This is a genomic window from Actinomadura scrupuli (genome assembly GCF_050971785.1).
Classification (GTDB): Bacteria; Actinomycetota; Actinomycetes; order Streptosporangiales; family Streptosporangiaceae; genus Actinomadura_E; species Actinomadura_E scrupuli.
Genome location: NZ_JBPCCU010000009.1, coordinates 270,866 through 294,046, shown reverse-complemented (window position 1 = coordinate 294,046; position 23,181 = coordinate 270,866). Strand labels below are relative to the sequence as shown.

Genomic DNA, 23,181 nt, shown 5'->3' with positions numbered 1-23,181 from the left:
GACTTACGATCCCAGTGGGTCTCGCCGACGTCCACTCCGGAGGCTTCATGACCTCGCTCATCGTCAGTCTGATCGTCATCGCGGTCGGGGCGGCCGCGATCTACCGATCCGTGCGGATCGTGCCGCAGGCCACCGCTGACATCGTCGAGCGGGTCGGGCGGTTCCACCGGACCCTCCACGCGGGGCTCAACCTGGTGGTGCCCTTCATCGACCAGGTCCGGTCCCGGATCGACCTGCGCGAGCAGGTGATCAGTTTCCCGCCGCAGCCGGGGATCACCCAGGACAACCTCGTGGTGCACATCGACACGGTCATCTACTACCAGGTGACCGATCCCAAGGCGGCGACCTACGAGATCGCCGACTTCCTCACCGCGATCGAGCAGCTCACCGTCACCACGCTGCGCAACCTCATCGGCGGCATGGACCTCGAACGCACGCTCACCTCCCGCGAGGAGATCAACACCGAGCTGCGGGGCGTGCTCGACGACGCCACCGGCAAGTGGGGCATCCGGGTCAACCGGGTCGAGCTGAAGGCGATCGACCCGCCAGAGTCGATCAAGGACTCCATGGAGAAGCAGATGCGCGCCGACCGGGACAAGCGCGCGTCGATCCTCAGCGCCGAGGGCCAGAAGCAGTCGGCCATCCTCACCGCCGAAGGGGAGCGCACCTCTGCCGTGCTCAAGGCCCGCGGCGAGGCCGAGGCGACGGTGCTGCGGGCCGAGGCGGAGGCCAAGGCCCAGGCGGCGCAGGCCCGCGGGCAGGCCCAGGCCATCACGACCGTCTTCCAGGCCATCCACGACGGCAAGCCCGACCAGCGGTTGCTGGCCTACCAGTACCTCCAGATGCTGCCCAAGATCGCTGAAGGCAGTGCCAACAAGCTGTGGATCGTGCCCACCGAGATGAGCCGGGCGCTGGAGGGGCTGGGCGGCCTGTTCGGGGCCGCCCAGGACTCCCGCACGGACCTCGTCCCGGAGGAGGTCTCTCCGGATCCCACCGCGTTCCTGGAGAGCCCGTTCCCCGACGAGGAACCCCGCTTCTGACCGGGGCCGGCCCGCTGCCTACGATCAGCCGCGTGACGAACCGTACGAGCCGGCCGGGTGCTGAGTGAACCCGTGGCATGCCACGGCGATCTTCGCGGCAGGAGTGGGCGCGGGCGGCATCAACGCGCTCGTCGGCTCGGGATCGCTGATCACCTTCCCGACACTGGTGGCACTGGGCCTGCCGCCCGTGGTGGCGAACGTCTCCAACAACGTCGGCCTGGTGCCCGGCTCGGCGACGGGTACGTACGGGTATCGCCGGGAGCTCAAGGGGCAGGGCGAACGGCTGCTCCGGCTGGGCAGTGCCTCGCTCCTCGGCTCGCTGCTCGGCGGGATACTGCTGATCAGCCTGCCCGCCCAGGCATTCAAGATCATCGTCCCGGTGCTGATCGTCATCGCCCTGGTGCTGGTCGTGGTGCAGCCGCGCCTGAACGCCTGGCTGACGGCCCGCCGGGAGGTCCCGCACACCCACGGCGGCCCGTGGCTGTGGCTGGGCGTCTTCGCGGCCGGCGTCTACGGCGGCTACTTCGGGGCGGCCCAGGGGATCATTCTCACGGCCCTGCTGGGCATCTTCCTGGACGACGGGCTGCAACGGATCAACGGCGCCAAGAACGCGCTCTCGGGCATCGTGAACACCACCGCCGCGATCCTGTTCGTCTTCATCGCGCCGATCAACTGGCTCGCCGTCCTGCTGATCGCCCTCGGCTCGGCCCTCGGCGGCTTCGTCGGCGCGTCGACCGGGCGGAAACTGCCCCCCGTGGTGCTCCGCGGCGTCATCGTCGTCGTCGGGGTGGCCGCCATCGTCAAACTGCTGCTCGGCTAATGATTTCGCCCGGTCTGTACGGGTTCTATCTGGCTTTGGGTGGGTATATCTCGAATATACGTTCGAGCTGGCTGGGCGGGGCAGGTGGGACCATGAAGGGCGACAGGGTCGAGATCGTGATCGATGCCGGCGAGGCGTCCCGGACCTACGAAGTGGCCGCCACCAGGGCGGGACGGCGAGTCGAGATCACCAACCGGCGCGGGGTCGTGGAGGTCAGCGAGGTCACCCGCACCGGCACCCCGGTGCGCACCGCGCGTTTCATGGCCAGCCGGGTGCTGGCCCTGGTCGAACACCCGGTGGCGGGCGCCCGGGAGACACCGGCCGAACGCGGGCTCAGCAGCGCCTGACGGCGTGCCCGGGGCGTGCCTGAGATTCAGCGGATCGGCCGCACCTGCACCATGCCCTCGTCGGAGACCCTGGTCTCGAAGGCGGGCTGCGGTGCGGTGGCCGGGCCGTGCACGACGGCGCCGTCGGCGACCCGGAACGTGCTGCCGTGCCAGGGGCAGATCACGCAGAGCTGGTCGTCACCGTCGGTGGCCACCCGGCCCTGGTGCAGCGGCCCGCCCAGGTGGGTGCAGCGGTCGGCCAGCACATGGACCTCCTCCGAGGCGCGCAGCACCAGGAGGCTGATGTAGCCCAGCCGGCGATGCACCGGCCAGCCGTCGGGCAGCTCACTGGTCGAGCACAGGTCGTGCCAGCCCAGCGGCATGAGGTGGGTGACGGACTCGGAGTGGTTGGCCCCGGCGGCCAGCCGGAACGCCAGGTGCCCGCCGAGATAGCCGCCCGCCATGAGCGTGGTCAGCCCCGCGTAGCCCAGTGCCTTCCCGCTGCCCGTCCGCCCGTGGTGACGGGCCAGCAGGGACGCGGCGTACAGCCCGCTGGCGGTCACCGTGCTCAGCGCGTGCACCAGGCCGACCCGTTGCTGCTCGCGGTGCAGGGCCGACCAGTCGGCCAGCCCGGTGAGCGCCGTGGGCAGCGCACCCGCCAGGCCGGTGGCCAGCAGGATGTTCGACGCCCGCTGGGTGCCGGGCAGCAGGTCGAGGACGGCGACCGACATCCAGCAGCCCAGCGGCAGATCGGTGAGCGGAGGATGGGCGGGATGACCCGCCGGCACGCCGTGCAACACGTCCTTGAGCCGGCCCGGCCGCAGCAACCGGTGCAGGGTCATGTTCATCGCCTGGATGGGGCCGTCCAGCCGCTTGTCGTGCTCCAGGCTCTGTGCCAGGTCGACCGGATGCGGCCGGGAAAGTGGCCGAGGGCCTCGCAGGAAGATCTTGCCTACCCGTCCGCGGATCACAGATCCCCCCTTGCACACGGATGACCGTAACAGGACGTCTCCCAACCGACATTAGTCGGCGGCTCCCACCGGGGCCACCCGAGGGGTCCGCCCGGCGGGGCGAGCGCGTTGCGGCCGTCCCGGCTCTCGCGGGCGTCGGTCCCATCGCTTACAGTGAATTCGACCGCGCCCGCAGGCCGTCCGGATGGTGGGGATGCGATGCCTTCGCAACACCGTGGAGCCGGTCATTCCCCGATCCCGGGCGCGGACGACCCGGGCCTCCCGCAGCCGGTCGCGCCCGCCGCCGGGCCACCCGCCGCCGGGGGTCCCCCCGAAGACCCCGCCGCCGAGGACGCGCTGGTGCGCGAGATCGAGACGCACTTCCCGGGCTGGGGCGTCTGGCGCAGCGACACCCGGCGCTGGTGGGCGTTCCGCACCGCGGCGCACCCCCTGACCATCGAGCAGCTTCGCGCCGGCTGCCGGCTCATCGTCCAGGCCGACACCTGGGCCGGCCTCCGCGAGGCGATCCAGGCCGCCAACGACTGCGCCCGCCGGGTGGCTTGACCGCCTGCCGCCCCTGCCGGCTCGCTCAGATGCCGGCCGGCTCAGATGCCGGCCGGCTCAGACCCCCTCCCGGACGGCCTCCACCCGCACCGGGACGCCGTTGAAGACGGCGTTGCCGGACAGCGGGTCGATCTGCTGCTCGTCGGTGACCGCGTTGACGTTGACCCCGGCGTTGTCCTGGGCGACCCGGGTCCGGGTGCCGGGGCGATCGTGGCCCCACCCGTGCGGCAGGCTCACCACTCCGGGCATGATCTCCGAGGTCGGCTCGGCCGTCGCGGTCAGCGCCCCGACCCGCGAGACGATCCGGACGACCTCACCGGCGGCGATCCCCAGCCGGTCGGCGTCGGCCGGGTTGAGCTGCAGGGTGCAGCGGTTGGAGCCGCCGACCAGCTCCGGCACGTTGTGCAGCCAGCTGTTGTTGGAACGCAGATGGCGACGGCCGATCAGCAGGAAGTCCGCCCCCTGGACGCCCTCGGCCGCCGCACCGTCTCCCGTGCTCTGCGAGGTGCGCTCCGCTCCGGCGCCGTCCAGCGCGGCACGCAGGCGGTCGATGTCGGCGGCGAAGGTCGGCGGGCAGAGCTCGATCCGGCCGGACACCGTCCACAGGACCTCCTCCAGCCGTGGCTCCAGCGGCCCCAGATCGATGCCGTGCGGGTGGTCGTCGCGCAGCCGGGTCAGGGTGAGCCCGTCGGGGTCCGCGCCGAACCCGTCGCCGTACGGGCCGAGCCGCAGCATCATGTCGAGCCGCAGTTCCGCGCCGGAGCCGCCCTCGAGCATCGGCCGCAGCTCCGAGACCTTTCGCCCGTGCACCGGTGAGCCCACCATCGCCACGGCCTTCGACAGCGTGCTGGCAATGATCATTTCGTCCAGGCCGGCCGCGTCCCCCTCCAGGCCGGAGGCGATGACCGCCAGCCGCGCCAGGATCTCCGACTCGCTGGGACGTCCCTCGGGCAGCGGCACCGCCGGCGGTGAGTAGCGGGCGTAGTTGCGCACGGTGAAGCCGAGCAGGGCGAGGTCGTAGTGGGCGGTCTGGGTCGGCCGGGGCGGCGGCAGCACCACGTCGGCGTGCCGGGTGGTCTCGTTGAGGTAGGGATCGACGCTGATCATGAACTCCAGCCCGCTGAACGCGACGTCCAGCCGGGCGCCGTTCGGGGCCGACAGCACCGGGTTGCCGCCGATGGTGATCAGCGCCTTGATCTGGCCCTCGCCCGGCGCCTCGATCTCGTCGGCGAGCGTGGCGATGGGCAGTTCGCCGTTGGTCTCGGGCAGGTCGCGGACCCGGCTGTGCCACCGCCCGGTGGTGTAGGGCCGCCGCCGGTTGCGGTAGACCGGCGTGTGCGCGGGGCGGGCGAACATCGCCCCGCCGGGCCGGTCGAGGTTGCCGGTCAGCGTGTTGAGCACGTCCACGAGCCAGCTGGCCAGGGTGCCGAACGCCTGCGTGCAGGTGCCGATCCGGGCGTAGACCGCGGCCCGCTCCGCGCCCGCCAGCTCACGCGCCATCGTACGGATCGCCGGGGCCGGCACGCCCGTCACCGCGGCCACCGCCTCGGGCGAGAAGTCCACCGCCAGGGCGCGCAGGTCGTCGAGCCCGTTGACGTCGTGTTCCAGCGCGACCAGGTCTTCGGCGAACAGCGTGTGCACCAGGGCGATCAGCAGGTAGGCATCGGTGCCGGGGCGGATGAACACGTGCCGGTCGCCCAGCCGGGCGGTACGCGTCCGCCGCGGGTCGACGACCACGAGCCGGCCGCCGCGGGCGCGCAGGGCCTTGAGCCGGCCCGGGAAGTCGGGGGCGGAGCAGAGGCTGCCGTTGGACTCCAGCGGGTTGGCTCCGAGCATCAGCAGATAGTCGGTCCGATCGAGATCCGGCACCGGAATGGCCATCGGATTGCCGAATATATGCCCGGAACTCACGTGTTTCGGCATCTGGTCGGCGGTGCTGGCGCTGTAGACGTTGCGGGTGCCGAGGGCCTTAATGATCGCGGACCCGTAGAGCGGGCCGGCGATCGAATGCGCGGTCGGATTGCCGATGTAGACGGCCACCGCGTCCTTGCCGTACTCGTCGATGACGCGGCGCAGGCCACGCTCGGCCGCCGCGAAGGCGGCCGCCCAGTCGGCCTCGAGGTGCGCGTCATGGGCGCGCAGGAGCGGGCCCTGCAGCCGGTCGGGATCACCGTCGAGCCGGCCCAGGGTGGCGCCCTTCGGGCAGATGAAGCCACGGCTGAACGGGTCGGCGGCATCACCGCGGACCCCGGTCACCCGGTCACCTTCGAGGGTGAGCTCCAGGCCGCACAGGGCCTCACACAGCGGACAGGTGCGGTAAGCCGTACGACTCATGGCCACACTCCGGCTAGACGATCGTTCAGTTATGGATCGAATACATCATGAACGGTGTCGCCGACAAAGTGAACTGGTTCGTTCCAAAGGATCACACCGGGTCTGGGCAAACTCTGCTCCAGAGGAAGTATGGCCGTTTCGTGGTCCCCGGAGTTACCTTGAAGTAAGGGACTTTTATGGCCCGCCGAGGAGACGCTCATGCAGCCGTGGGTCGTCTGGTTGCTCTTGGCCGCGGTGCTCACAGTCGCCGAACTGCTGACTCTCACGCTGGCGCTGGGCCTGCTCGCCGTGGCGGCGGTCGCCGCCGGGCTCGGTGGCGCGCTCGGGCTTCCGCCTGCCCTGCAGGTCCTGGTGTTCGCGGTCACCGCCGGTGCCGGGCTGGTCGTCGTACGGCCCATCGCCCTGCGGCACCTCCGGCAGCCACCGGCCCTGCGCACCGGGGTCGCCGCCCTGGTCGGCAGGGAGGCGATGACCCTTACCGAGGTCACCCGCAGCGGCGGCAGGGCCCGCATCGGCGGCGAGGAATGGACCGCCCGGCCGTACGACCCGGACGAAGTGATCCCCGCCGGCGCCACCGTGGACGTCCTGGCGATCGAGGGCGCCACCGCCCTCGTCCATCCGAGAGGGGCCGCCCTATGACCGATCTGGCCGTCGCCGTGCTCGTCATCCTGGTCGCCGCGGTCCTGGTGCTGACCGTGGCCGTGATGCGGTCGGTGTGGATCATCCCGCAGTCCCGGGCGCGCAACATCGAGCGGCTGGGCCGCTACCACCGGACACTGGCCCCCGGCATCAGCTTCATCATCCCGTTCGTGGACCGGGTCAAGCCGCTGATCGACCTCCGTGAGCAGGTGGTCGCCTTCCGCGGGCAGCCGGTGATCACCGAGGACAACGTCGTCGTGCACATCGACACGGTGCTGTTCTTCCAGGTCACCGACCCGCGGGCGGCCGACTACGAGATCGTCGACTACATCAAGGCGATAGAGCAGCTCAGCGCCACCCAGCTGCGCAACGTCATCGGCACCCTCGATCTCGAGGCGACGCTGACCTCGCGGGATCGCATCAACACCGCCTTGCGGGCCGTGCTCGACGACGCGTCCGGCAAGTGGGGCATCCGGGTCACCCGGGTGGAGATCAAGGCGATCGAGCCGCCGCCGTCCATCAAGGACGCGATGGAGAAGCAGATGCGGGCCGAACGCGAGAAGCGGGCCGCGATCCTGACCGCCGAGGGCGTACGGCAGGCCAAGATCCTCACCGCGGAGGGCGACAAGCAGTCGGCCATCCTCAAGGCCGAGGGGGCCAAGCAGTCGGCGATCCTGGAGGCCGAGGGCCAGTCCGCCGCGATCGAGCGGGTCTTCACCACCATCCACGAGAACGATCCCGATCCCAAGCTGCTGGCCTACCAGTACCTTCAGATGCTGCCGAAGCTCGCCCAGGGACAGGGCAGCACGATGTGGGTGATCCCCAGCGAGGTCACCTCGGCACTGCAGGCGGTGTCCCAGGCCTTCGGCGGCCCGGCCGAGGGGCCGGGCCGCACGGAGACTCGCACGGAGCAGGGCCCCGCGGCGACGGACGCCGTGGTCCCGGAAGCCCTGGAGCTCGACCCCCCGCGTACGAAGAGTGACCGACGAGATCATGCAGGTGGGGACGGTTCCGGGGTGGGGTCACCGATCGCTCCGGAGTGACTACTTTGATCGCGATTCTTATCACTCAGTGGACAAAATCAGATGATCAAAACTGTTGAAGTGCGAGGTGCCCGCCGAGGTCGTTGTCCGATACCTTCGCGCTACCTCTCGCGCGGCGACGATGTCGTGGGTTCCGGCCCGGCAGGCTCGCGGAACCGCCGGCCCGTATCAGGGGTGAGGAACGACTTCGGAGAGTGACCGTGTTCAGCCCCCCCGACCACGTCCCGTCCTCCCGGCGGCCGACGCGCCGCCTCGCCCGCCTCACCCCCGGCCTCTTCGCCCGCCGCGTCGGCCACCGCCGAACAGGCCGGCTCGGCGTGATCCTCGCGGCGGCGGTGCTCGGCACCGGAGCCGTACCGCCGGTCACCTCGGCGGCCGGAGCCGCGGCCACCGTCAAGGCCGACGACGGTGCGGCGATCACCGCTCAGCGGTGGCTGAGCCCGCGCATGTTCGACGTGACCGTGAAGTCCCCGGCGCTGGGCAAGTCCGTCCAGGTCCGGGTCATCGTGCCGACCGGCTGGAGCGCGACCGCCAAGCGCACCTGGCCGGTCGTGTACAGCTACCACGGAGGTGCCGACGGCTATCTCTCGTGGACCCGCAGCACGGACATCGCCACCGTCGCCGGACACTACGGCGCGATGGTGGTCATGCCGGAGGGCGGGGTGAACGGCTCGTACACCGATTGGTACAACTACGGCAAGGGCGGGACGCCGAGGTGGGAGACCTTCCACACCAAGGAGGTCCTCCAGCTCATGGAGCGCAACTACCACGCCGGTACGGCGCGCGCCGCCATGGGCATCTCCTCGGGCGGGCAGGGGGCCATCACCTATGCCGCCCGGCACAAGGGACTGTTCCGGTACGCCGCGTCCTACAGCGGCATCGTCCACCTGACCTACCCCGGGGTCCCGGCGGTGCTGATGTTCAACGGCATCGTCTTCGGCCCCGGCGACGATCCCTTCCGCATCTGGGGCGTCCCGGGGGTCGACGACGCGAACTGGAAGGCGCACGACCCGTACCTCCTGGCGGCCGGCCTGCGCGGCACCGGGCTGTACCTCTCCGCCGGTACCACCGGCAATCCGGGGCCGCTGGACCCGCCGTTCGTCGGGCTCGACTTCGTCAAGGCCCGCGTGGTCGCCGGGGTGAGCGAATCGGTGGCCGGCGCGACCACCGTCTCCCTCGCGGCCCGGCTCAAGCAGCTCGGCATCCCGGTGACCACGCACATCTACGGTGACGGCTGGCACCAGTGGGGTTATTGGACCATCGAGATGCACACCTCCTGGCCTTTGATCATGAAGGCCATCGGCGCCCCCAAGGTCGCCTGACCTCGGCGGCTGAGGCTTCCCTGTCGCCTCGCGGCTCTTTCCGGTACGGCGTCGCCGCTCTGGCCTTCCCGGTACGGCTTTCCCGGTACGGCGTGGCCGGATGTGGCAGCCGGTTCGTGAGGCATCTCGCGGGAGATCGGCTATTCACGAACATGGTTGTTCGCTAGCGTGATCCGTGAACAACAGAGTTCGTGATCCGGGAGTGTGCCATGTCGGATGGTTCGCGTGCCCGCCGCCTCGCCCGTGCCCTGGTGGCCTCGCTGGCCGGAGCGGGCCTCGTCGCGGGAGCCGGCCTGCTGGCCGGGCCGGTGCCGGCGGCTTCCGCGGCGCCCGTCCGGGTGCCCGCCTCGGACGGCGCGGAGATCGTCGCCGAGCAGTGGATCGACGCCTCGACGGTCGACGTGACGATCGGCACCCCGTCGCTGGAGAAGCCGGAGAAGATGCGGCTGCTGCTGCCTCGGAGCTGGTCGCGGGACGCCGCGCGGACCTGGCCGGTGGTGTACGCCTACCAGGGCGGCAACGACGACTACCTGTCCTGGATCAAGGGTTCGCAGCTCGCGACGCTGGCCAGGGGCTGGGACGTCATCGTGGCCCTGCCGGAGGGCGGCAAGGACGGCGGGTACACCGACTGGTTCAACTACGGCAAGGGCGGCACCCCCAAGTGGGAGACCTTCCACACCAGTGAGGTCATCCAGCTGGTGGAGCGCAACTACCACGGGGGTACGCGGCGCGCCGCCCTCGGCGTCTCCTCTGGCGGCCAGGGGGCGATCGGCTACGCCGGCCGTCACCCCGGCATGTACCGGTACGCGGTGTCGCTCAGCGGGCTGCTCCATCTGACCAAGCCCCGGATCCCCTCGGTCCTCATGCTCCAGGGCTTCGTCTTCGACTTCGATCCGTACCGGGTGTGGGGCATCCCCGGGTGGGACGACAGGAACTGGAAGGCGCACGACCCGTACGAGCTGGCACCGAAGCTGCGCGGCACCGGCCTCTACATCTCGGCCGGCACCACCGGGCTGCCCGGCCCCTACGATCCCAACCCCGACGGCGGCGACCCCGTGCAGGAGGCGCTCGCCGGGGGCACCGGCGAGTTGCTGGCCGGCCAGACCACCGCCGACTTCGTGGCCAGGATCAAGCAGCTCGGCATCCCGGCCACCGTCCATCTGTACGAGAAGGGCTGGCACAACTGGCGGTACTGGCGGCCCGAGCTGGACCAGGCCTGGCCGCTGATGATGGCCTCGCTCGGCGCGCGGAAGGCCTGAGACCCGACCGCCCGTACGGGAAAGGGGCCCGTACGGGAAAGGGGTCCCGCACCGTGCGCCCGGTGCGGGACCCCTCGCCGTTCGGATGGGTCAGGAGCCGTTGACGCCCAGTCCGGAGGCGACGCGGTCACCGAGGTCCTTCTGCACGTTCCGCCAGTACTCGACGACGCGGACCTTCATGTCCGAGGTCACCTCGGGGGCCGAGGCGTGGCCCACGATGTTGCTCACCAGGTGCTCCCGGTCGGTGTCGGAGAGCACCTTCTCCCACAGCGCCCTGGGCTGGCCGAAGTCGTCGTCCTGGGCGTGCGGGCGGTAGGCGCTGCGGACGATCTCGCCGGCCACCGCGTACTGCTCGCCCTGCCACACCTCGGGCACCGCGGCGGGCCCGCCGAAGGAGTTGGGCGCGTAGACGGGGTCGCCCGGGTTGGAGTAGCGCATCGCGCCGTCCTTGTTGTACGAGTGCACCGGCGACTTGGGCGCGTTGATCGGCAGCTGCAGGTAGTTCGGGCCGATCCGGTACCGGTGGGTGTCGGGGTAGGAGAACAGCCTGCCCTGCAGCATCTTGTCGGGCGAGGGCCCGATGCCCGGCACGAAGTTGGCCGGCTCGAACGAGGCCTGCTCCACCTCGGCGAAGTAGTTCTCCGGGTTGCGGTTCAGCGTGAACTTCCCGATGGTGATCTCCGGGTAGTCGCCGTGCGGCCAGACCTTGGTCAGGTCGAACGGGTTGAACCGGTAGTCCGCGGCGTCGGCGAACGGCATGATCTGCACGTTCACCGTCCACGACGGGTGGTCGCCCGCCCGGATGTGCTCGAACAGGTCGCGGACGTGGTGGTCCGCGTCCTGGGCGATCATCTCGCCCGCCTGGGCGTCGGTGAAGTTCTCGATGCCCTGGTCGGTCCGGAAGTGGTACTTCACCCAGAACTGCTCGCCCGCGGCGTTGTACCACAGGAAGGTGTGCGAGCCGAAGCCGTGCATGTGCCGCCACGACGAGGGCGTACCGCGGTCGGTCATCAGGAACGTCACCTGGTGCGCCGACTCCGGCGACAGGGTCCAGAAGTCCCACTGCATGTTGTGGTCGCGCAGGTGGTTGTCGGCCCGGCGCTTCTGCGAGTGGATGAAGTCGGAGAACTTCTGCGGGTCCCGGATGAAGAAGATCGGCGTGTTGTTGCCGACGAGGTCGTAGTTGCCGTCCTCGGTGTAGAACTTGAGCGCGAACCCGCGCGGGTCGCGCTGGGTGTCGGGGCTGCCCAGCTCACCGGCGACCGAGGAGAACCGCGCGAACATCTCGGTGCGCGCGCCCTTCTGGAAGAGCTTCGCCTTGGTGAACTGCGAGACGTCCTCGGTGATCTCCAGGAACCCGTGGGCGCCACCGCCCTTGGCGTGCACGACCCGTTCCGGCACCCGCTCGCGGTTGAACTGCGCCATCTTCTGGATGACGTAGTGGTCCTGCAGCAGCAGCGGCCCGTTCGGGCCGACAGACTGGGAGAATTCGTCACTCGGAGCCGTGATCCCGGCATCGGTGGTGGTGGGTGGCCTCTCGGTCATTGCGCCGCTCCTTGTTCTAGGTGGCTGGTGTCCGTTGGCAGTCGGGGCATACGCCCCAGAAGATGACGTCGGCCTCGTCGACCTGGTAGCCGGCGTCGTCGACCGGCTCCAGGCAGGGCGCCTGGCCCGTGACGCAGTCGACGTCGGTGACCGCTCCGCAACGCCGGCACACCAGGTGGTGGTGGTTGTCACCCACCCGCCCCTCGTAGCGGGCCGGGCTCCCGGCGGGCTCGATGCGTCGCAGCAGACCCACGTCGGTCAGCGCGTTGAGGGCTTCATATACGGCCTGGGTGGAGACGGAGCCGACCTGATCGCGTGTCAGCGCGGCGATCGCCTCGGCTCCGAGGTGGGGACGGGCCCGTACGGTCCCCAGAATGGCCAGCCGGGCGGCCGTCACCCGCAGGCCCGCGCTGCGCAACTCCGCGGCTGCCGGCCGTCCGGAGGTAGGTCCGTCGGTGGTCACTCGTCCACAAAACCACCTAAACACGAATGAATCAAGACAATGAGTTATCCGTCTTTGGTCAAGGTTCTCCCGGTATGGCTCCGCCTGGAGCCGCGCTCAGCCCGGCTTGGTCCCGCTGAACAGGCTGGTACGCGCCCCCGCCGGCGTAGGGCTGAGTGCGTCGAAATGGGTGGGTACGGCCCCGCCGGGCCGGCGTCAGCCGTCGATGTGGGCGGAGAGGTAACCCTGTAGCAGGCGCTTGGCCTCGGCCAGGATGTACGGGTCGCCGTCCGGGTCGTTCCGGAAGGCCATCTTGAGCACGGCGTCCCCCGCCTCGACGGAGATGGCCAGCGCCCGGGCCAGGTCGGCGCCGTCGGGCACGCCGAACGCGGTGATGATCAGGTCGCGCAGCCGGTCCGCGACGACCGAGTTGTTGTCGGCCGACTCGTCGAGCAGGTTGAGGTCGGCCACGTCGCCGAAGCGCAGCACCCGGAAGCCGGGGACCGTCCGGTGCATGTCGACGAAGATCTCGATGATCGCGCCGACGGCGTCGGACCAGTGCGCGAACCCGCCCTCGGTGAGCCGGACGGAGATCCGCTCGCCGAAGGTCTCCAGGTTGCGCTGGGCCAGGGCCTGTGCGACCGCCCGCTTGTCGGGGAAGAACTGGTAGACCGAGCCGATCGCCACTCCCGCGCGCTGGGCGATCCGGGTGGTGGAAAGACCGTCGTAGCCGGTCTCGTCCAGGATGTCGGCGCAGGCGTCGACCATGCGCTGGACGCGTTCGGCACTGCGGCGCTGGGCGGGCAGGCGGCGTAGCGGCGTACGGGTCGATCCCGCGTTCTCGGTCACCCTCACATCTTGCCCTTCCCGCCGGGCAGGGGACGACTCTAGGATCCGAGAGTTATTCATATTGGGCGGTGCCGAAGGTGTTCCGCCGAGGTAAGGGATCGTCACGCTGCGTGCGGGCGGCTGGGGGTGTCACAGCGGTGACCAGAGATTTTCCTGCCGGCTTCCGCTGGGGCGTCGCCACCGCGGCGTACCAGATCGAGGGCGCGGTCACCGAGGACGGCCGGGGCGTCTCCACCTGGGACACCTTCAGCCACGAGCCCGGCCGGACCCGGGACGGCCACACCGGCGACGTCGCCTGTGATCACTATCATCGCTGGCCCGAGGACGTCGGGCTCATGGCGGGCCTGGGCATCGACGCGTACCGGTTCTCCGTCGCCTGGCCCCGGATCCAGCCGGACGGCCGGGGAGCGGCCAATCCGACGGGCCTCGACTTCTACGAACGGCTCGTGGACGGGCTGCTGGAGCGGGGCATCGCCCCGACCCCCACGCTGTACCACTGGGATCTGCCGCAGCCGCTCGAGGACGACGGCGGCTGGATGAACCGCGACACCGCGCACCGGTTCGCCGACTACACCCGCCTCGTCGCGGAGCGGCTGGCCGACCGGGTCGACATGTGGATCACACTGAACGAGCCGGTGGTCGTCATGGCGTACGGCTACGCCTTCGGCGTCTACGCCCCCGGCCGGGCGCTCATGCTCGACGCACTGCCCACCGCCCACCACCAGCTCCTCGCGCACGGCCTGGCGGTGCGGGTCCTGCGCGACCAGGGCGCAGCGAAGATCGCGCTCAGCAACCACTACATCCCGGCCTGGCCGGCGACCGGCTCGGCGCGGGACCGGCTCGCCGCGGACGCCTTCGACACCCTGATCAACCGGCTCTTCACCGATCCGATCCTGCTGGGGCGCTACCCGGACCTGTCGGCGCTGGGCTCCCCGGACCTCTCCCACATCCGGGACGGCGACCTGGAGATCATTTCCGCGCCCATCGACGCGCTCGGGGTGAACTACTACCAGCCCAACCGGCTCTCCCACGTCGCCGACGCCCCGCTGCCCTTCGACATCCTCCCGGTCGAGGGCTTCCCGGTCACCGGGATGGGCTGGCCGATCGTCCCGGACGGGCTCCGGTCGCTGCTGGTCTCGCTGCGGGACACGTACGGGGCCGCGCTGCCGCCGATCCACATCACCGAGAACGGCTGTTCCTTCGACGACCAGGCCGGACCCGACGGCACGGTCGACGACCGCGAGCGGATCGCCTTTCTCCAGTCCCACCTCGCCGCCGTACGGGCCGCCATCGCGGAGGGCGTGGACGTCCGGGGCTACTACGTCTGGTCGCTGCTGGACAACTTCGAGTGGGCCGAGGGCTACCACCCGCGATTCGGCCTGATCCACGTCGACTACGAGACCCAGCGGCGCACCCCCAAGGCCTCCTACGCCTGGTACCGCGACCTCATCGCGGCGGGTGGGGCACCCGGGGAGGTCTGACACCCGGGCACTGACGGCCGCTCGATCCTCGCTGGGCGGTCTACAGCTCGAACCAGAAGGTCATGCGCCCGTCCTGCGCAGAGAAGTGGCCGGACCTGGTGGTGAGCGCCTCGATCAGGAAGACGCCGCGTCCGCTGGTGGCGGTGTTCCCGACCTGGTGGCTGGTGGGTACGGTGGCGGCGCCGTCATCGGTGATCTCCGCCCGTACCACCCCGCCGCCCGCGTCGAAGAGCGCGATCGTGACGTGCCCGTCGAAGCGGGAGTCGCTGTGCTCGGCGCTGTTCGCCACGGCTTCGGAGATCGCGAGCACGGCATTGTCGGTCCGCTCGTCGCCGGTTCCGTAGAACACGTCGAGCACCTTGGCGGCGAAGCGGCGAGCCTGCCCGGCGGCCTCGGCCACGCACCGGTACGTCGCGGACGCCAGTACGGGCCGGTGGCTCTCGACGACCCGCCGACCTTGAGTGAGCTCTTCCACCATCTCGCCCCGATCTGTCATCGTTCGATGACACACTGTTGCCTTCCAGAACAGTAGAGCTGACTTTGAGCACTCTCAAAGTAGGAACTCCTAAAAATCATGAGCACATCGGTTGTCCTGCGTCGCCGCCTGGCGAGTGAGCTTCGGGCGCTACGCCACCGCGCGAGTTTGTCCCAGGAAGAAGTGGCCCTCCACCTCGGGTCCGCCGTCTCGAAGATCGTTCGGATCGAGAGCGCCCAGAGCACCGTGAGCGTCAGCGATCTGCGGGCCATGCTCGATATCTATGAGGCGACGGATCCCGAACTCCGGGACCGTCTGATAGACCTCGCTCGAAATGCGCGCAAGAGAGGCGGATGGTGGTCGGCCTACCGGGACCTGTTGCCCGGTCCCTATGTCGCGCTCGAAGCCGAAGCCTCTGAAGTGCGTAATTACGAGCCCAGCGTCATTCCCGGTCTCCTGCAGACCGAGGACTATGCTCGCGCCTTCATTTCCTCGTCTCCGCGACTGAACACCGAGGAGGTGGAGCGTCGCGTCGCAGCCAGGATGCACAGGCAGCAACGGCTGTACACAGACCCTCTCCTCCAGGTGCGGGCCGTACTGGACGAGGCCGTTCTGCACCGGCCGGCGGGCAGAGCCGAGACCATGCGGGCTCAACTCGGGCATCTCATAGAACTGGGAGAATTGCCGAACGTCGGTATCCAGGTCCTGCCGCAGGAGATCGGTCTCTATCCCGCCATCGGATATCCCTTCGTCATCGTCGGGTTCCCGCCGCCCGATCCCGACATCGTTCTCATCGAGACCCGTGTGGGTGAGCACTATCTCCACGAAGCTCATGAGATCGCTGTCTTCGCCACTGATTTCGATCACCTCCGTGACCGAGCGCTCGACGAGCACGGGTCGGCTACTCTGATCAAGAGGTTGATCGAGGAGTAGGCCCTATGAGTACCGACCTTTCTCGTCCTGACTGGCGAAAGAGCAGTCGCTCCAATACGGCTCCCGAGCAGTGTGTAGAGGTCGCGAATCTCGGTCGGGCTGTTGCCGTCCGGGACTCCGTGGACCCCGGTGGGCCTGAGCTGATCATCGGATCCGCCGGCTGGTCGGCCTTCCTGGCGCGTGCGAAGGCCGGGGCGCTGGACCTCTAGTGCCGTGACCTGGGTCGGTGGCGGGTGCGCGGCAGGTGCGAACGCTTTGCGGGCATCCCCGGCTCAGCGGTAGTTGCTGATCTCGATGAGGTTCTGGTCGGGGTCGCGGAGATAGACACTGATGATCGGCCCGGCCGCTCCGGTACGTTCCACGGGGCCCTCCTCGATCCGCACCCCGTGCGCGGTCAGCTCGGCGATCACCTGGTCGAGCGGCTCGACCGCGATGAGGCACAGGTCGGCGCTGCCGGGTACGGCTCGCAGGGCCTTCGGCTCGAACTCGTGGCCCGCCTCATGGAGATTGATCTTGCTGTGCCCGAACGCGAGGGCCCGGCGGCCGTCGCCGAAGACCGTCTCGTCCATGCCCAGGACGCGGGTGTAGAAGTCGACCGTGCGGTCGAGATCGGCGACGGTCAGTACCAGATGGTCGAGCCGGTCGATGCGCACCATGCTCCCTGATGGGTCGGCAGTGCCCTGGTCGGCATTGTCCTCGCAGGGTAGCGCCGAGCACCGACGATCATGGGCTCAGGCCGGGGGGCGGCCACCGAGGCGCGGCGGGAGACCGCCCGTCACGATCGAGCCGGAACGAGCCCGGCCACCGACCTGCCGATCGGGCCGGTGCCCGGCCGTCATCCGCCACAGCACATGAGGCCGGAACGGGTGGCCCTCCTCCAGCAGCGGATGGTCGAAATCGTCGGCCGGGTCATGGGTCATGCCGATGCGCTCCATCACCGCCTGCGATCGGAGGTTGGCGCGGGTGGTGAACGAGACGACCTCGCCGAGCCCGAGGTCGTCGAAGGCGAAGCCGAGCGCGCGGCGGGCGGCCTCACTGGCGTAGCCGTGGCCCCAGCCGGGCCGGACCAGCCGCCAGCCGATCTCCACCGCCGGGGTGAAGTGAGCCTCGAAACGCGGTACGGAAAGGCCGGTGAATCCGATGAACCGCCCGGTCTCGGCGATCTCCACGGCCCACAACCCGAACCCGTGCCGTTCGAAGCCGGCCTCGATCCTGTCGATGAACGCGTCGCTCTCGTCCGAGGTCAGCGCGGCCGGGAAGTACTCCATCACCTCGGGGTCGGCGTTCATGGCCGCGAACGGTGCCCGGTCCCCGTCCCGCCAGCGGCGCAGTACGAGCCGGTCGGTCCTCAGCTGCTGTGTCGAGGGCATCGAACGACCCTAACAACCCCGGCCCGGCGCCTCCCGGTGTCACGACGGGCGTTGCAGGCGGCGGGCGTTGATGCGCTCGCCCATCCGGCCGAGGGCACGGCCCGCGGAAGGGGCGAACCGGGACAGCGCCCGGCCCACGTACGCCTCCGGCGCCACCGGGACCACCGGCCGGTCGTGCAACACCGCGCGCATGATGGCCAGCGCCACCTTCTCCGGAGGGAAGTTGCGCCGTTCGAACGCACGGGCGGCGAAGTCGCGCAGCTCGCTGGCCTGCTCCGGGTCCACCCCCACATAACGGGAGTTCCGGGTGATCGGGGTGTTGATGGCACCCGGGCAGATCGCGCTCACCCCGATTCCCGCCGGGGCAAGCTCGATCCGCAGGCACTCGCTGAGCTGGAGCACGGCGGCCTTGGTCGCGCTGTAGGCGCCCAGCGACCCCGTCGGTGAGAACGCGGCCATCGAGGCGATGTTGACCAGATGGCCGCCCTCGCCGCGTTCGGCCATCTGGCGTCCGAACAACCGGCAACCCCGGTAGACACCGTCCAGGTTGATGGAGGTGATCCGGTCCCAGTCCTCCTCGGTGGTCTCCAGCAGCTGCCCGGCGATGCCGATGCCGGCGTTGTTCACCACCACATCCGGCACGCCATGGGTGTCCCGGACCTCGGCCGCGAACCTCCGCATCGCCTCCGCGTCGGCCACGTCCACCTGGTACGCGTACGCCGCCTCGCGGCCGGAGCCGGGCCGGCCCGCGATGCCGTCGGCGGTGTGCTTGGCCGCGGCCTCGTCGAGGTCGGCGACCACGACCCGGGCGCCGTTGGCCGCGAAGCCGTACGCCGTCGCCCGGCCGATGCCGCTGCCCGCCCCGGTGACGACGACGAGCTGTCCCTCGAAGGCGCCGAACCGCCTGGACTCGACGCCGCCCCGCTCCGCCGCGTCCACGAACTCGGCGATCCACGTGCTCAACAGGCCGGGCCGGGTGCGCTGTACCCAGTGGCCGGTCGCCACCCGGCGGACCCAGACCCGGTCGGCGAGCCCGGCATGGGCGCTCGCCAGTTCGGTGCTGAGGTACTTGTCCAGGGTGCACACCACGATCTGCACCGGCACCGATACCGATACCGCGGATGGCGTACCGATCCCGGCCGGGGTGCTCCCGGTCGTCGTGGCCCGGCCTGGGGTGAGCATGTTGGCGCGGTAGAGGTTCAGGCCGTGGAGCATGTCCTTCTCGAGGGTCTCCGCGGGGTGACCGGCCCGCACGGCGACGCCCTGATCGCGCAGCATGGTGGCGAACATCGGTGCCACTGCCCGCCGCACCGCCAGCTCCGGCAGCCCCGGCAACTGGATCATGCCGATGTACGACGACATGGCGAGCTGGCGAACGGCCGCAGCCGGATCGGTCCGAGCCGTACGGCGGAGCAACCCCGTCGCATGGTCGATGCTGACCCCTCCCGCGGAGGTGAAGGAGGCGATCCGGCCCGCCAGCGTCGGCGAGGTCACCGCCGACCAGCACTGCATCGCACCCCAGTCGTGTCCCACCAGGTGTACGGGAGCGTCCGGGCTGGTGGCATCGATGACCGCGCGGAGGTCCTCCAGCAGGAGGTCCATCCGGTAGTTCTCCACGCCCTCCGGCGCGGAGGACGCACCCGCGCCCCGGACGTCGTAGGTCACCACATGGAACCGCTCCGCCAGGTGCCCGGCCACCTCGTCCCAGGCCCTGGCGGTGTCGGGGAACCCGTGCAGCAGCAACACCGTGGGCCGCTCGGCCTCGCCCCGCTCCCGTACCGCCAGCTCTACGTCGCCTGATACGACCCGGTGCTCCCGCATCTCGCTCACCTCTCCGTACGCCGCTGGTAGCGAAGGTACGCCGTCGGACGCCCGTGTCCAGTCACCCGGTTGCCCGGACGAAGGTGTCCGGCCGGGCCTTGGTATCGGTCACGGTGCCGGTCCGGTCTACACTCCCGTCGCTCCGTCGAGCCGTTCGCGGAGGAGGTCCGCGTGCCCGTTGTGCCGGGCGTATTCGGCGATCATTTTCACCAGGATCGTACGCAGCGAGATCGGCCGGCCCGTCCTCCGCACGATCCCCGTCTCGTCCAGCGACGCCGTGGCGGCCACGATCTCCCGGGAGCGCCGGCACTCCTCTCGCCACCCGGAGAAGGCCTCGCCGACGTCACCGTCCAGCGCGTCGAAGTCCTGGTCGGGGTCGTCGTCGGAGTAGTGCAGCATCGGCACGTCCTCGCCGGCGAACTGCAGACGGAACCACCAGCGCTCGACGCCGGCCAGGTGCCGCAGCAAGCCGTGCAGGGACAGCGAGGACGGTGGCACGGCCCGTTCGGAGAGCCGCTCCGGCGGTATGCCGGTGCATTTGAGCTCGAAGGTCTCCCGGTGCCAGTCCAGGAAAGAGGTCAGGACCTCTCGTTCGTCACCGACATCCGGAAGTGGCGTCCGGGTGCCGTCCTTCCACTGTGGTGAATAGCCGGTGGCTGCGGGTGCGTCGGTCATCGTTGGTCCTCCCCTGGGAACGCCTCGGAGTCTGCCAGGCACCACCGACGATCCTCTCTCGGCCGCTGGCCCTGCCCCTCGGCGGGCGACCGGACTGACCGTCTTCTATGCCTTTGACCTGCGATTTTGTAGCGAGCAGGATGGAGTTTCATCGCTCACATACTCGATTCTGTTGCTTGTTGGGGCAGGGTGCCGGTGGCCGGGGAGGCGTAGCTTTTAGAACATGTGGTCGATGGATGCGGGGCTCGCAGACGCTTCCTGGGGGGAGCTGGCGCAGGCCTGTGAGGCGATCGCCGCCGAGCTGGCGACGCGGCCGGCACCCGAGCCGGGGCTCGCCGCCCTGGAGGTGGCGGAGACCGTGGGCCGGGCCGTCGATCGGGCCGAGGCCGCCTTGGCCGTGCTGGTCGCCAGGGTGGACGTCTCGGGCGTGCATGGCGAGCATGGTTTCCCCTCCACCGTGTCATGGCTGCGCGAGCGGCTGGGCATGCGACACGGGCGGGCCGCCGAGCGCGTCACCCTGGCCCGGCAACTGCCCCGCCTCGAACGCGTACGGAAGCTGCTGTCCGGCGGCGGGCTCTCCTTCGGGTTCGCCTCCACCGTCTGTGCCGCGACCCCGCGCCTGGACGCCGAGGACGCCGCGGTGGCCGAGGACATCCTCCTGGGCATGGTCGAGGATGGATGCTCGGTCGGGCAGGTGGCCAAGGCCGGTGACAGGATCACCGATCTCATCGCCGAGCGTCTCGGCAGGGAGGTCGAGCCGGAGGATTCGAAGCGGGGTTTCGCGCGTTCCTGGATGACCAGGTCCAAGTCACTGGACGGCGGCTCGTGGTTCAAGGGCTGGTGCAACCCCGAGCACACCGCCGCGCTCGACCAGATCATCGGCCCGCTCGCCAAGCCCAGGGCCCAGGGCGACGACCGCGACATCGCCCAGCGCACCGCCGACGCCCTGTTCTCCGTCCTGACCGAAGGCAACCGCGGCGCCGGGATCACCCTCATCATCGACCTCGCCGCCTACACCGCCGCCACCGGCGACACCGGACCCTTCACCCACACACCCCGCACCCACACCCCCCGCACCGGTACGGCCTCCGGCCCCCCGACACCCCGCAACGCCGACAACGGCCATGCCGCCGGGTCTCGCTCCGCCGAGCATGATGTCCCTCAGGGCGCCGCCGCACAGAGCCCATCTGCGCCCGGCCGTCCCTCTCGGAGCGATACCTGGAGAGACGTTCAGGGCGATGCCGTGTCCGGAGACCCCGCTCAGAGCCATACCGGTAGGGATGCGGCTGAGAGCAATGCGGCTCGGAGCGAGGGTGTCGAGTGGGATGCCGCTGAGAGTGGTGCCGCGAGCGATGTGGCTGAGACCGGCCATGCCGCCGAGCGGTGCGCCGCTCATGACGTCGGGGTTCCGGACGAGAGGATGCGACGTAGGCCCGGATCGTCTCCGCCAGGAGCATTACCAGGAGCGTTACGAAGACCCGCACGGTTACTGGACGGGACCCCGATCTCGCCCGAGGACGCACGCCGCATCGCACTCAACGCCGGGATCAGCGGCCTGATCCTCGGTCATGAGGGGATACCTCTCTACCTGGGGCGTTCCATCAGATTCGCCACGTCGGCGCAGCGTAGAACCCTGCTTGCCCAGTACGACACGTGCGGTATCGCCGGCTGCCGGATTCCCGCGCATCTCTGCGAGATCCATCATCTGGGCGGCGGCTGGAAACTCGGTACGCCGACCGACATCGACCAGCTCATTCCGCTCTGCGGCTGGCACAACAGGTGGATCGAAACCCACGAAGACCGGGTCGACCAGATCCGGGACGACCAGGGCCGGACGGTACTCGAGATCCTTCCGCCCTGCCCCAACCCCCGGAGCGCCATGAAGCACGGGCCAGTCACCCGCGCAGGCATGGTGCGACACCCCCGCAAGCATGGTGCGACGGCGGCCGAACCAGTGAACGGAGGCTCCGGGGACCGGTTGAGCGGACCGGCTTCAGGGGGTGGCGGTGAGGCCGGTGCAGCGGCGTAGGCCGTTCCAGCTCTTGACGGCAGAAGTGGCGGCGGGGCCGGAGAGCAACCGGGGGAGTCCGCCGGAGATCCGGGCGGGCTTCCACTGGGCGCGGGTCACCTGGTGGCCCCGCACGGTCAGCTGGAGTACCCCGGACTCGGCGGTCTTGCCACTGGCCGAGGAGAAGTGGAAGTTGCCGAGGCCGTAGTGGACGTACTTGCCCTTGAGGTAGCCGCCACCGAGCAGGACGTGCGCGTGGCCGCCGACGACGATGTCGGCGCCGGCGTCGACGAGTTGCTTGGCGAGTACCTGCTGGCGGGGCAGCGGGCAGGTGCTCATCTCCTGGCCCCAGTGCAGGTAGACGATGACCGTGTCGGAGCCCTGCCGGGCGTCCCGGACCGCCTGGAGCATGCGGGACACCACCTTGGCCGAGGCGAGGCCGCCCTGCGAGTCGGTGGCGGTCCACGGCTGGATGAGGTGGTCATCGAGCACCTGGGTCGCGCCCACGATGGCGAGCCGGTTGCCCTTCACGGTCGTCCGGTACGCCTGGTAGGCCTGATCGGCGTCGCGGCCGATCCCGACCGTGGGGAACCGGGTCTTCTTGATCGCGGCCAGCGAGTCCCGCAGCCCCGGCTTCATGAAGTCCATGCCGTGGTTGTTGGCCATGGTGACCACGTCCACCCCGGACGCCTTGAGCGCGGTGAACGCGGTCGCCGGGGCCCGGAAGTGGAACTCCTTGGCCGGGGCGGGCACCCCGCCCGTGGTGATCGCGGTCTCCAGGTTCACCATGGCGAAGTCGGCCGACTTCAGCGTTCTGGCGATGGGGCCCATGGCGGTCGCGGGGTTGGCGGCGAGCAGGGAACGCAGTGACCCCTCGAAGTGCGTGTCCCCTCCGAAGGCGATCGTGTACGCCTGTTTGGGGCCACCGTCGGCGGGCTTCTTCCCGCCCTTGCTCTGCGGGGACGACGGAGCACCCGACGTACCGGTGTCACCGTTGGCCGCCGGCGTGCCGCCGCCGCCACAGGCCGTGGCGAGCAGAGCCGCACTGACCAGTGCCGACACCAATGCGGTGTTGCGTCGTCGCACCCTGCCTCCCAGCTTCGAGTCGCCCTAGGATGCCACGTCGCCAGGTTGATTCTCACCTTTCGTCCACACATGGACCTCTATCTCCCGCCGCACGCGGTCCTCGTCGCCACCGCACGCGGACCTCTGCCTCCCACCGCATACCGCCACGTCGGCCCATCGCCGCGACATCTCCGACACCCCTCTCGCGGCAGATCGGAGA

General features: G+C 69.9%; 23 protein-coding genes. 12 read left to right on the top strand and 11 right to left on the bottom strand.

Annotated features, from left to right (window positions below; genetic code table 11):
* Window positions 1-47 precede the first annotated feature (47 nt).
* From ACRYCC_RS33835 to ACRYCC_RS33825, 3 genes are all read left to right on the top strand, one after another.
* Window positions 48-1,040, top strand: coding sequence for an SPFH domain-containing protein (locus ACRYCC_RS33835; RefSeq protein ID WP_433817888.1), 993 nt, complete (start codon window positions 48-50; stop codon window positions 1,038-1,040).
* A gap of 64 nt (window positions 1,041-1,104) precedes the next feature.
* On the top strand, window positions 1,105-1,860 hold the full coding sequence (locus ACRYCC_RS33830; protein WP_433817887.1) for a sulfite exporter TauE/SafE family protein: 756 nt from the start codon (window positions 1,105-1,107) through the stop codon (window positions 1,858-1,860).
* Between the two features lie 92 nt (window positions 1,861-1,952).
* On the top strand, window positions 1,953-2,207 hold the full coding sequence (locus ACRYCC_RS33825; protein ID WP_433817886.1) for a DUF8836 family protein: 255 nt from the start codon (window positions 1,953-1,955) through the stop codon (window positions 2,205-2,207).
* Between the two features lie 26 nt (window positions 2,208-2,233).
* On the opposite strand, the gene ACRYCC_RS33820 is transcribed toward ACRYCC_RS33825, so the two are convergent.
* Complete coding sequence (locus tag ACRYCC_RS33820) at window positions 2,234-3,157, bottom strand: Rieske (2Fe-2S) protein (RefSeq protein ID WP_433817885.1); 924 nt, start codon at window positions 3,155-3,157, stop codon at window positions 2,234-2,236.
* 198 nt (window positions 3,158-3,355) lie between these two features.
* Between ACRYCC_RS33820 and ACRYCC_RS33815 the strand changes: the two genes are divergently transcribed.
* A complete protein-coding gene (locus ACRYCC_RS33815) occupies window positions 3,356-3,700 on the top strand; it encodes a hypothetical protein (protein WP_433817884.1) in 345 nt (114 codons plus the stop codon).
* Window positions 3,701-3,757: 57 nt separating this feature from the next.
* Here the strand turns inward: ACRYCC_RS33815 and ACRYCC_RS33810 are convergent, their stop codons facing one another.
* The gene (locus tag ACRYCC_RS33810; protein WP_433817883.1) at window positions 3,758-6,034 is read right to left on the bottom strand and encodes a molybdopterin oxidoreductase family protein; all 2,277 of its coding nucleotides are present in this window, start codon (window positions 6,032-6,034) and stop codon (window positions 3,758-3,760) included.
* A 198-nt stretch (window positions 6,035-6,232) separates the two neighbouring features.
* Here ACRYCC_RS33810 and ACRYCC_RS33805 point away from each other — a divergent pair, with 198 nt between their 5' ends.
* From ACRYCC_RS33805 to ACRYCC_RS33790, 4 genes are all read left to right on the top strand, one after another.
* Window positions 6,233-6,673 (top strand): NfeD family protein, encoded by a 441-nt coding sequence (locus tag ACRYCC_RS33805; protein ID WP_433817882.1) that lies wholly within the window; start codon window positions 6,233-6,235, stop codon window positions 6,671-6,673.
* Window positions 6,670-7,716, top strand: a complete 1,047-nt coding sequence (locus ACRYCC_RS33800) for an SPFH domain-containing protein (protein ID WP_433817881.1) — start codon at window positions 6,670-6,672, stop codon at window positions 7,714-7,716. The genes ACRYCC_RS33805 and ACRYCC_RS33800 overlap by 4 nt, the downstream gene beginning before the upstream one ends.
* Before the next feature lie 194 nt (window positions 7,717-7,910).
* Window positions 7,911-9,038: an alpha/beta hydrolase gene (locus ACRYCC_RS33795; protein WP_433817880.1), complete on the top strand. Its 1,128-nt coding sequence runs from the start codon at window positions 7,911-7,913 to the stop codon at window positions 9,036-9,038.
* 209 nt (window positions 9,039-9,247) lie between these two features.
* Window positions 9,248-10,297 (top strand): alpha/beta hydrolase, encoded by a 1,050-nt coding sequence (locus ACRYCC_RS33790; protein WP_433817878.1) that lies wholly within the window; start codon window positions 9,248-9,250, stop codon window positions 10,295-10,297.
* A 90-nt stretch (window positions 10,298-10,387) separates the two neighbouring features.
* On the opposite strand, the gene ACRYCC_RS33785 is transcribed toward ACRYCC_RS33790, so the two are convergent.
* From ACRYCC_RS33785 to ACRYCC_RS33775, 3 genes are all read right to left on the bottom strand, one after another.
* Window positions 10,388-11,842: a catalase gene (locus tag ACRYCC_RS33785; protein ID WP_433817877.1), complete on the bottom strand. Its 1,455-nt coding sequence runs from the start codon at window positions 11,840-11,842 to the stop codon at window positions 10,388-10,390.
* Window positions 11,843-11,858: 16 nt separating this feature from the next.
* On the bottom strand, window positions 11,859-12,305 hold the full coding sequence (locus ACRYCC_RS33780; protein ID WP_433817876.1) for a Fur family transcriptional regulator: 447 nt from the start codon (window positions 12,303-12,305) through the stop codon (window positions 11,859-11,861).
* A 195-nt stretch (window positions 12,306-12,500) separates the two neighbouring features.
* Window positions 12,501-13,052 (bottom strand): TetR/AcrR family transcriptional regulator, encoded by a 552-nt coding sequence (locus ACRYCC_RS33775; protein WP_433818003.1) that lies wholly within the window; start codon window positions 13,050-13,052, stop codon window positions 12,501-12,503.
* Window positions 13,053-13,270: 218 nt separating this feature from the next.
* Here ACRYCC_RS33775 and ACRYCC_RS33770 point away from each other — a divergent pair, with 218 nt between their 5' ends.
* Complete coding sequence (locus ACRYCC_RS33770; protein WP_433817875.1) at window positions 13,271-14,614, top strand: GH1 family beta-glucosidase; 1,344 nt, start codon at window positions 13,271-13,273, stop codon at window positions 14,612-14,614.
* A 40-nt stretch (window positions 14,615-14,654) separates the two neighbouring features.
* Here the strand turns inward: ACRYCC_RS33770 and ACRYCC_RS33765 are convergent, their stop codons facing one another.
* Window positions 14,655-15,110: an ATP-binding protein gene (locus ACRYCC_RS33765; protein ID WP_433817874.1), complete on the bottom strand. Its 456-nt coding sequence runs from the start codon at window positions 15,108-15,110 to the stop codon at window positions 14,655-14,657.
* A gap of 78 nt (window positions 15,111-15,188) precedes the next feature.
* Here ACRYCC_RS33765 and ACRYCC_RS33760 point away from each other — a divergent pair, with 78 nt between their 5' ends.
* Both ACRYCC_RS33760 and ACRYCC_RS33755 read left to right on the top strand, forming a co-directional pair.
* A complete protein-coding gene (locus ACRYCC_RS33760) occupies window positions 15,189-16,022 on the top strand; it encodes a helix-turn-helix domain-containing protein (RefSeq protein ID WP_433817873.1) in 834 nt (277 codons plus the stop codon).
* A 5-nt stretch (window positions 16,023-16,027) separates the two neighbouring features.
* Entirely contained in the window at window positions 16,028-16,231 is a 204-nt protein-coding gene (locus ACRYCC_RS33755; RefSeq protein WP_433817872.1) for a DUF397 domain-containing protein, read from the top strand.
* 63 nt (window positions 16,232-16,294) lie between these two features.
* On the opposite strand, the gene ACRYCC_RS33750 is transcribed toward ACRYCC_RS33755, so the two are convergent.
* The 4 genes from ACRYCC_RS33750 to ACRYCC_RS33735 all read right to left on the bottom strand — a co-directional run bounded on the left by ACRYCC_RS33750 (window position 16,295) and on the right by ACRYCC_RS33735 (window position 19,888).
* Window positions 16,295-16,678 (bottom strand): VOC family protein, encoded by a 384-nt coding sequence (locus tag ACRYCC_RS33750; RefSeq protein WP_433817871.1) that lies wholly within the window; start codon window positions 16,676-16,678, stop codon window positions 16,295-16,297.
* A gap of 75 nt (window positions 16,679-16,753) precedes the next feature.
* Complete coding sequence (locus tag ACRYCC_RS33745; protein WP_433817869.1) at window positions 16,754-17,392, bottom strand: GNAT family N-acetyltransferase; 639 nt, start codon at window positions 17,390-17,392, stop codon at window positions 16,754-16,756.
* Between the two features lie 39 nt (window positions 17,393-17,431).
* On the bottom strand, window positions 17,432-19,213 hold the full coding sequence (locus ACRYCC_RS33740) for an SDR family oxidoreductase (RefSeq protein ID WP_433818002.1): 1,782 nt from the start codon (window positions 19,211-19,213) through the stop codon (window positions 17,432-17,434).
* Between the two features lie 126 nt (window positions 19,214-19,339).
* Window positions 19,340-19,888 (bottom strand): DinB family protein, encoded by a 549-nt coding sequence (locus ACRYCC_RS33735; protein WP_433817868.1) that lies wholly within the window; start codon window positions 19,886-19,888, stop codon window positions 19,340-19,342.
* A 223-nt stretch (window positions 19,889-20,111) separates the two neighbouring features.
* Between ACRYCC_RS33735 and ACRYCC_RS33730 the strand changes: the two genes are divergently transcribed.
* Entirely contained in the window at window positions 20,112-21,917 is a 1,806-nt protein-coding gene (locus tag ACRYCC_RS33730; RefSeq protein WP_433817866.1) for an HNH endonuclease signature motif containing protein, read from the top strand.
* Here ACRYCC_RS33730 and ACRYCC_RS33725 read toward each other — a convergent pair.
* Window positions 21,882-22,982 (bottom strand): CapA family protein, encoded by a 1,101-nt coding sequence (locus tag ACRYCC_RS33725; protein WP_433817865.1) that lies wholly within the window; start codon window positions 22,980-22,982, stop codon window positions 21,882-21,884. The two genes, ACRYCC_RS33730 and ACRYCC_RS33725, sit on opposite strands and share 36 nt — an antisense overlap.
* Window positions 22,983-23,181: the final 199 nt, after the last annotated feature.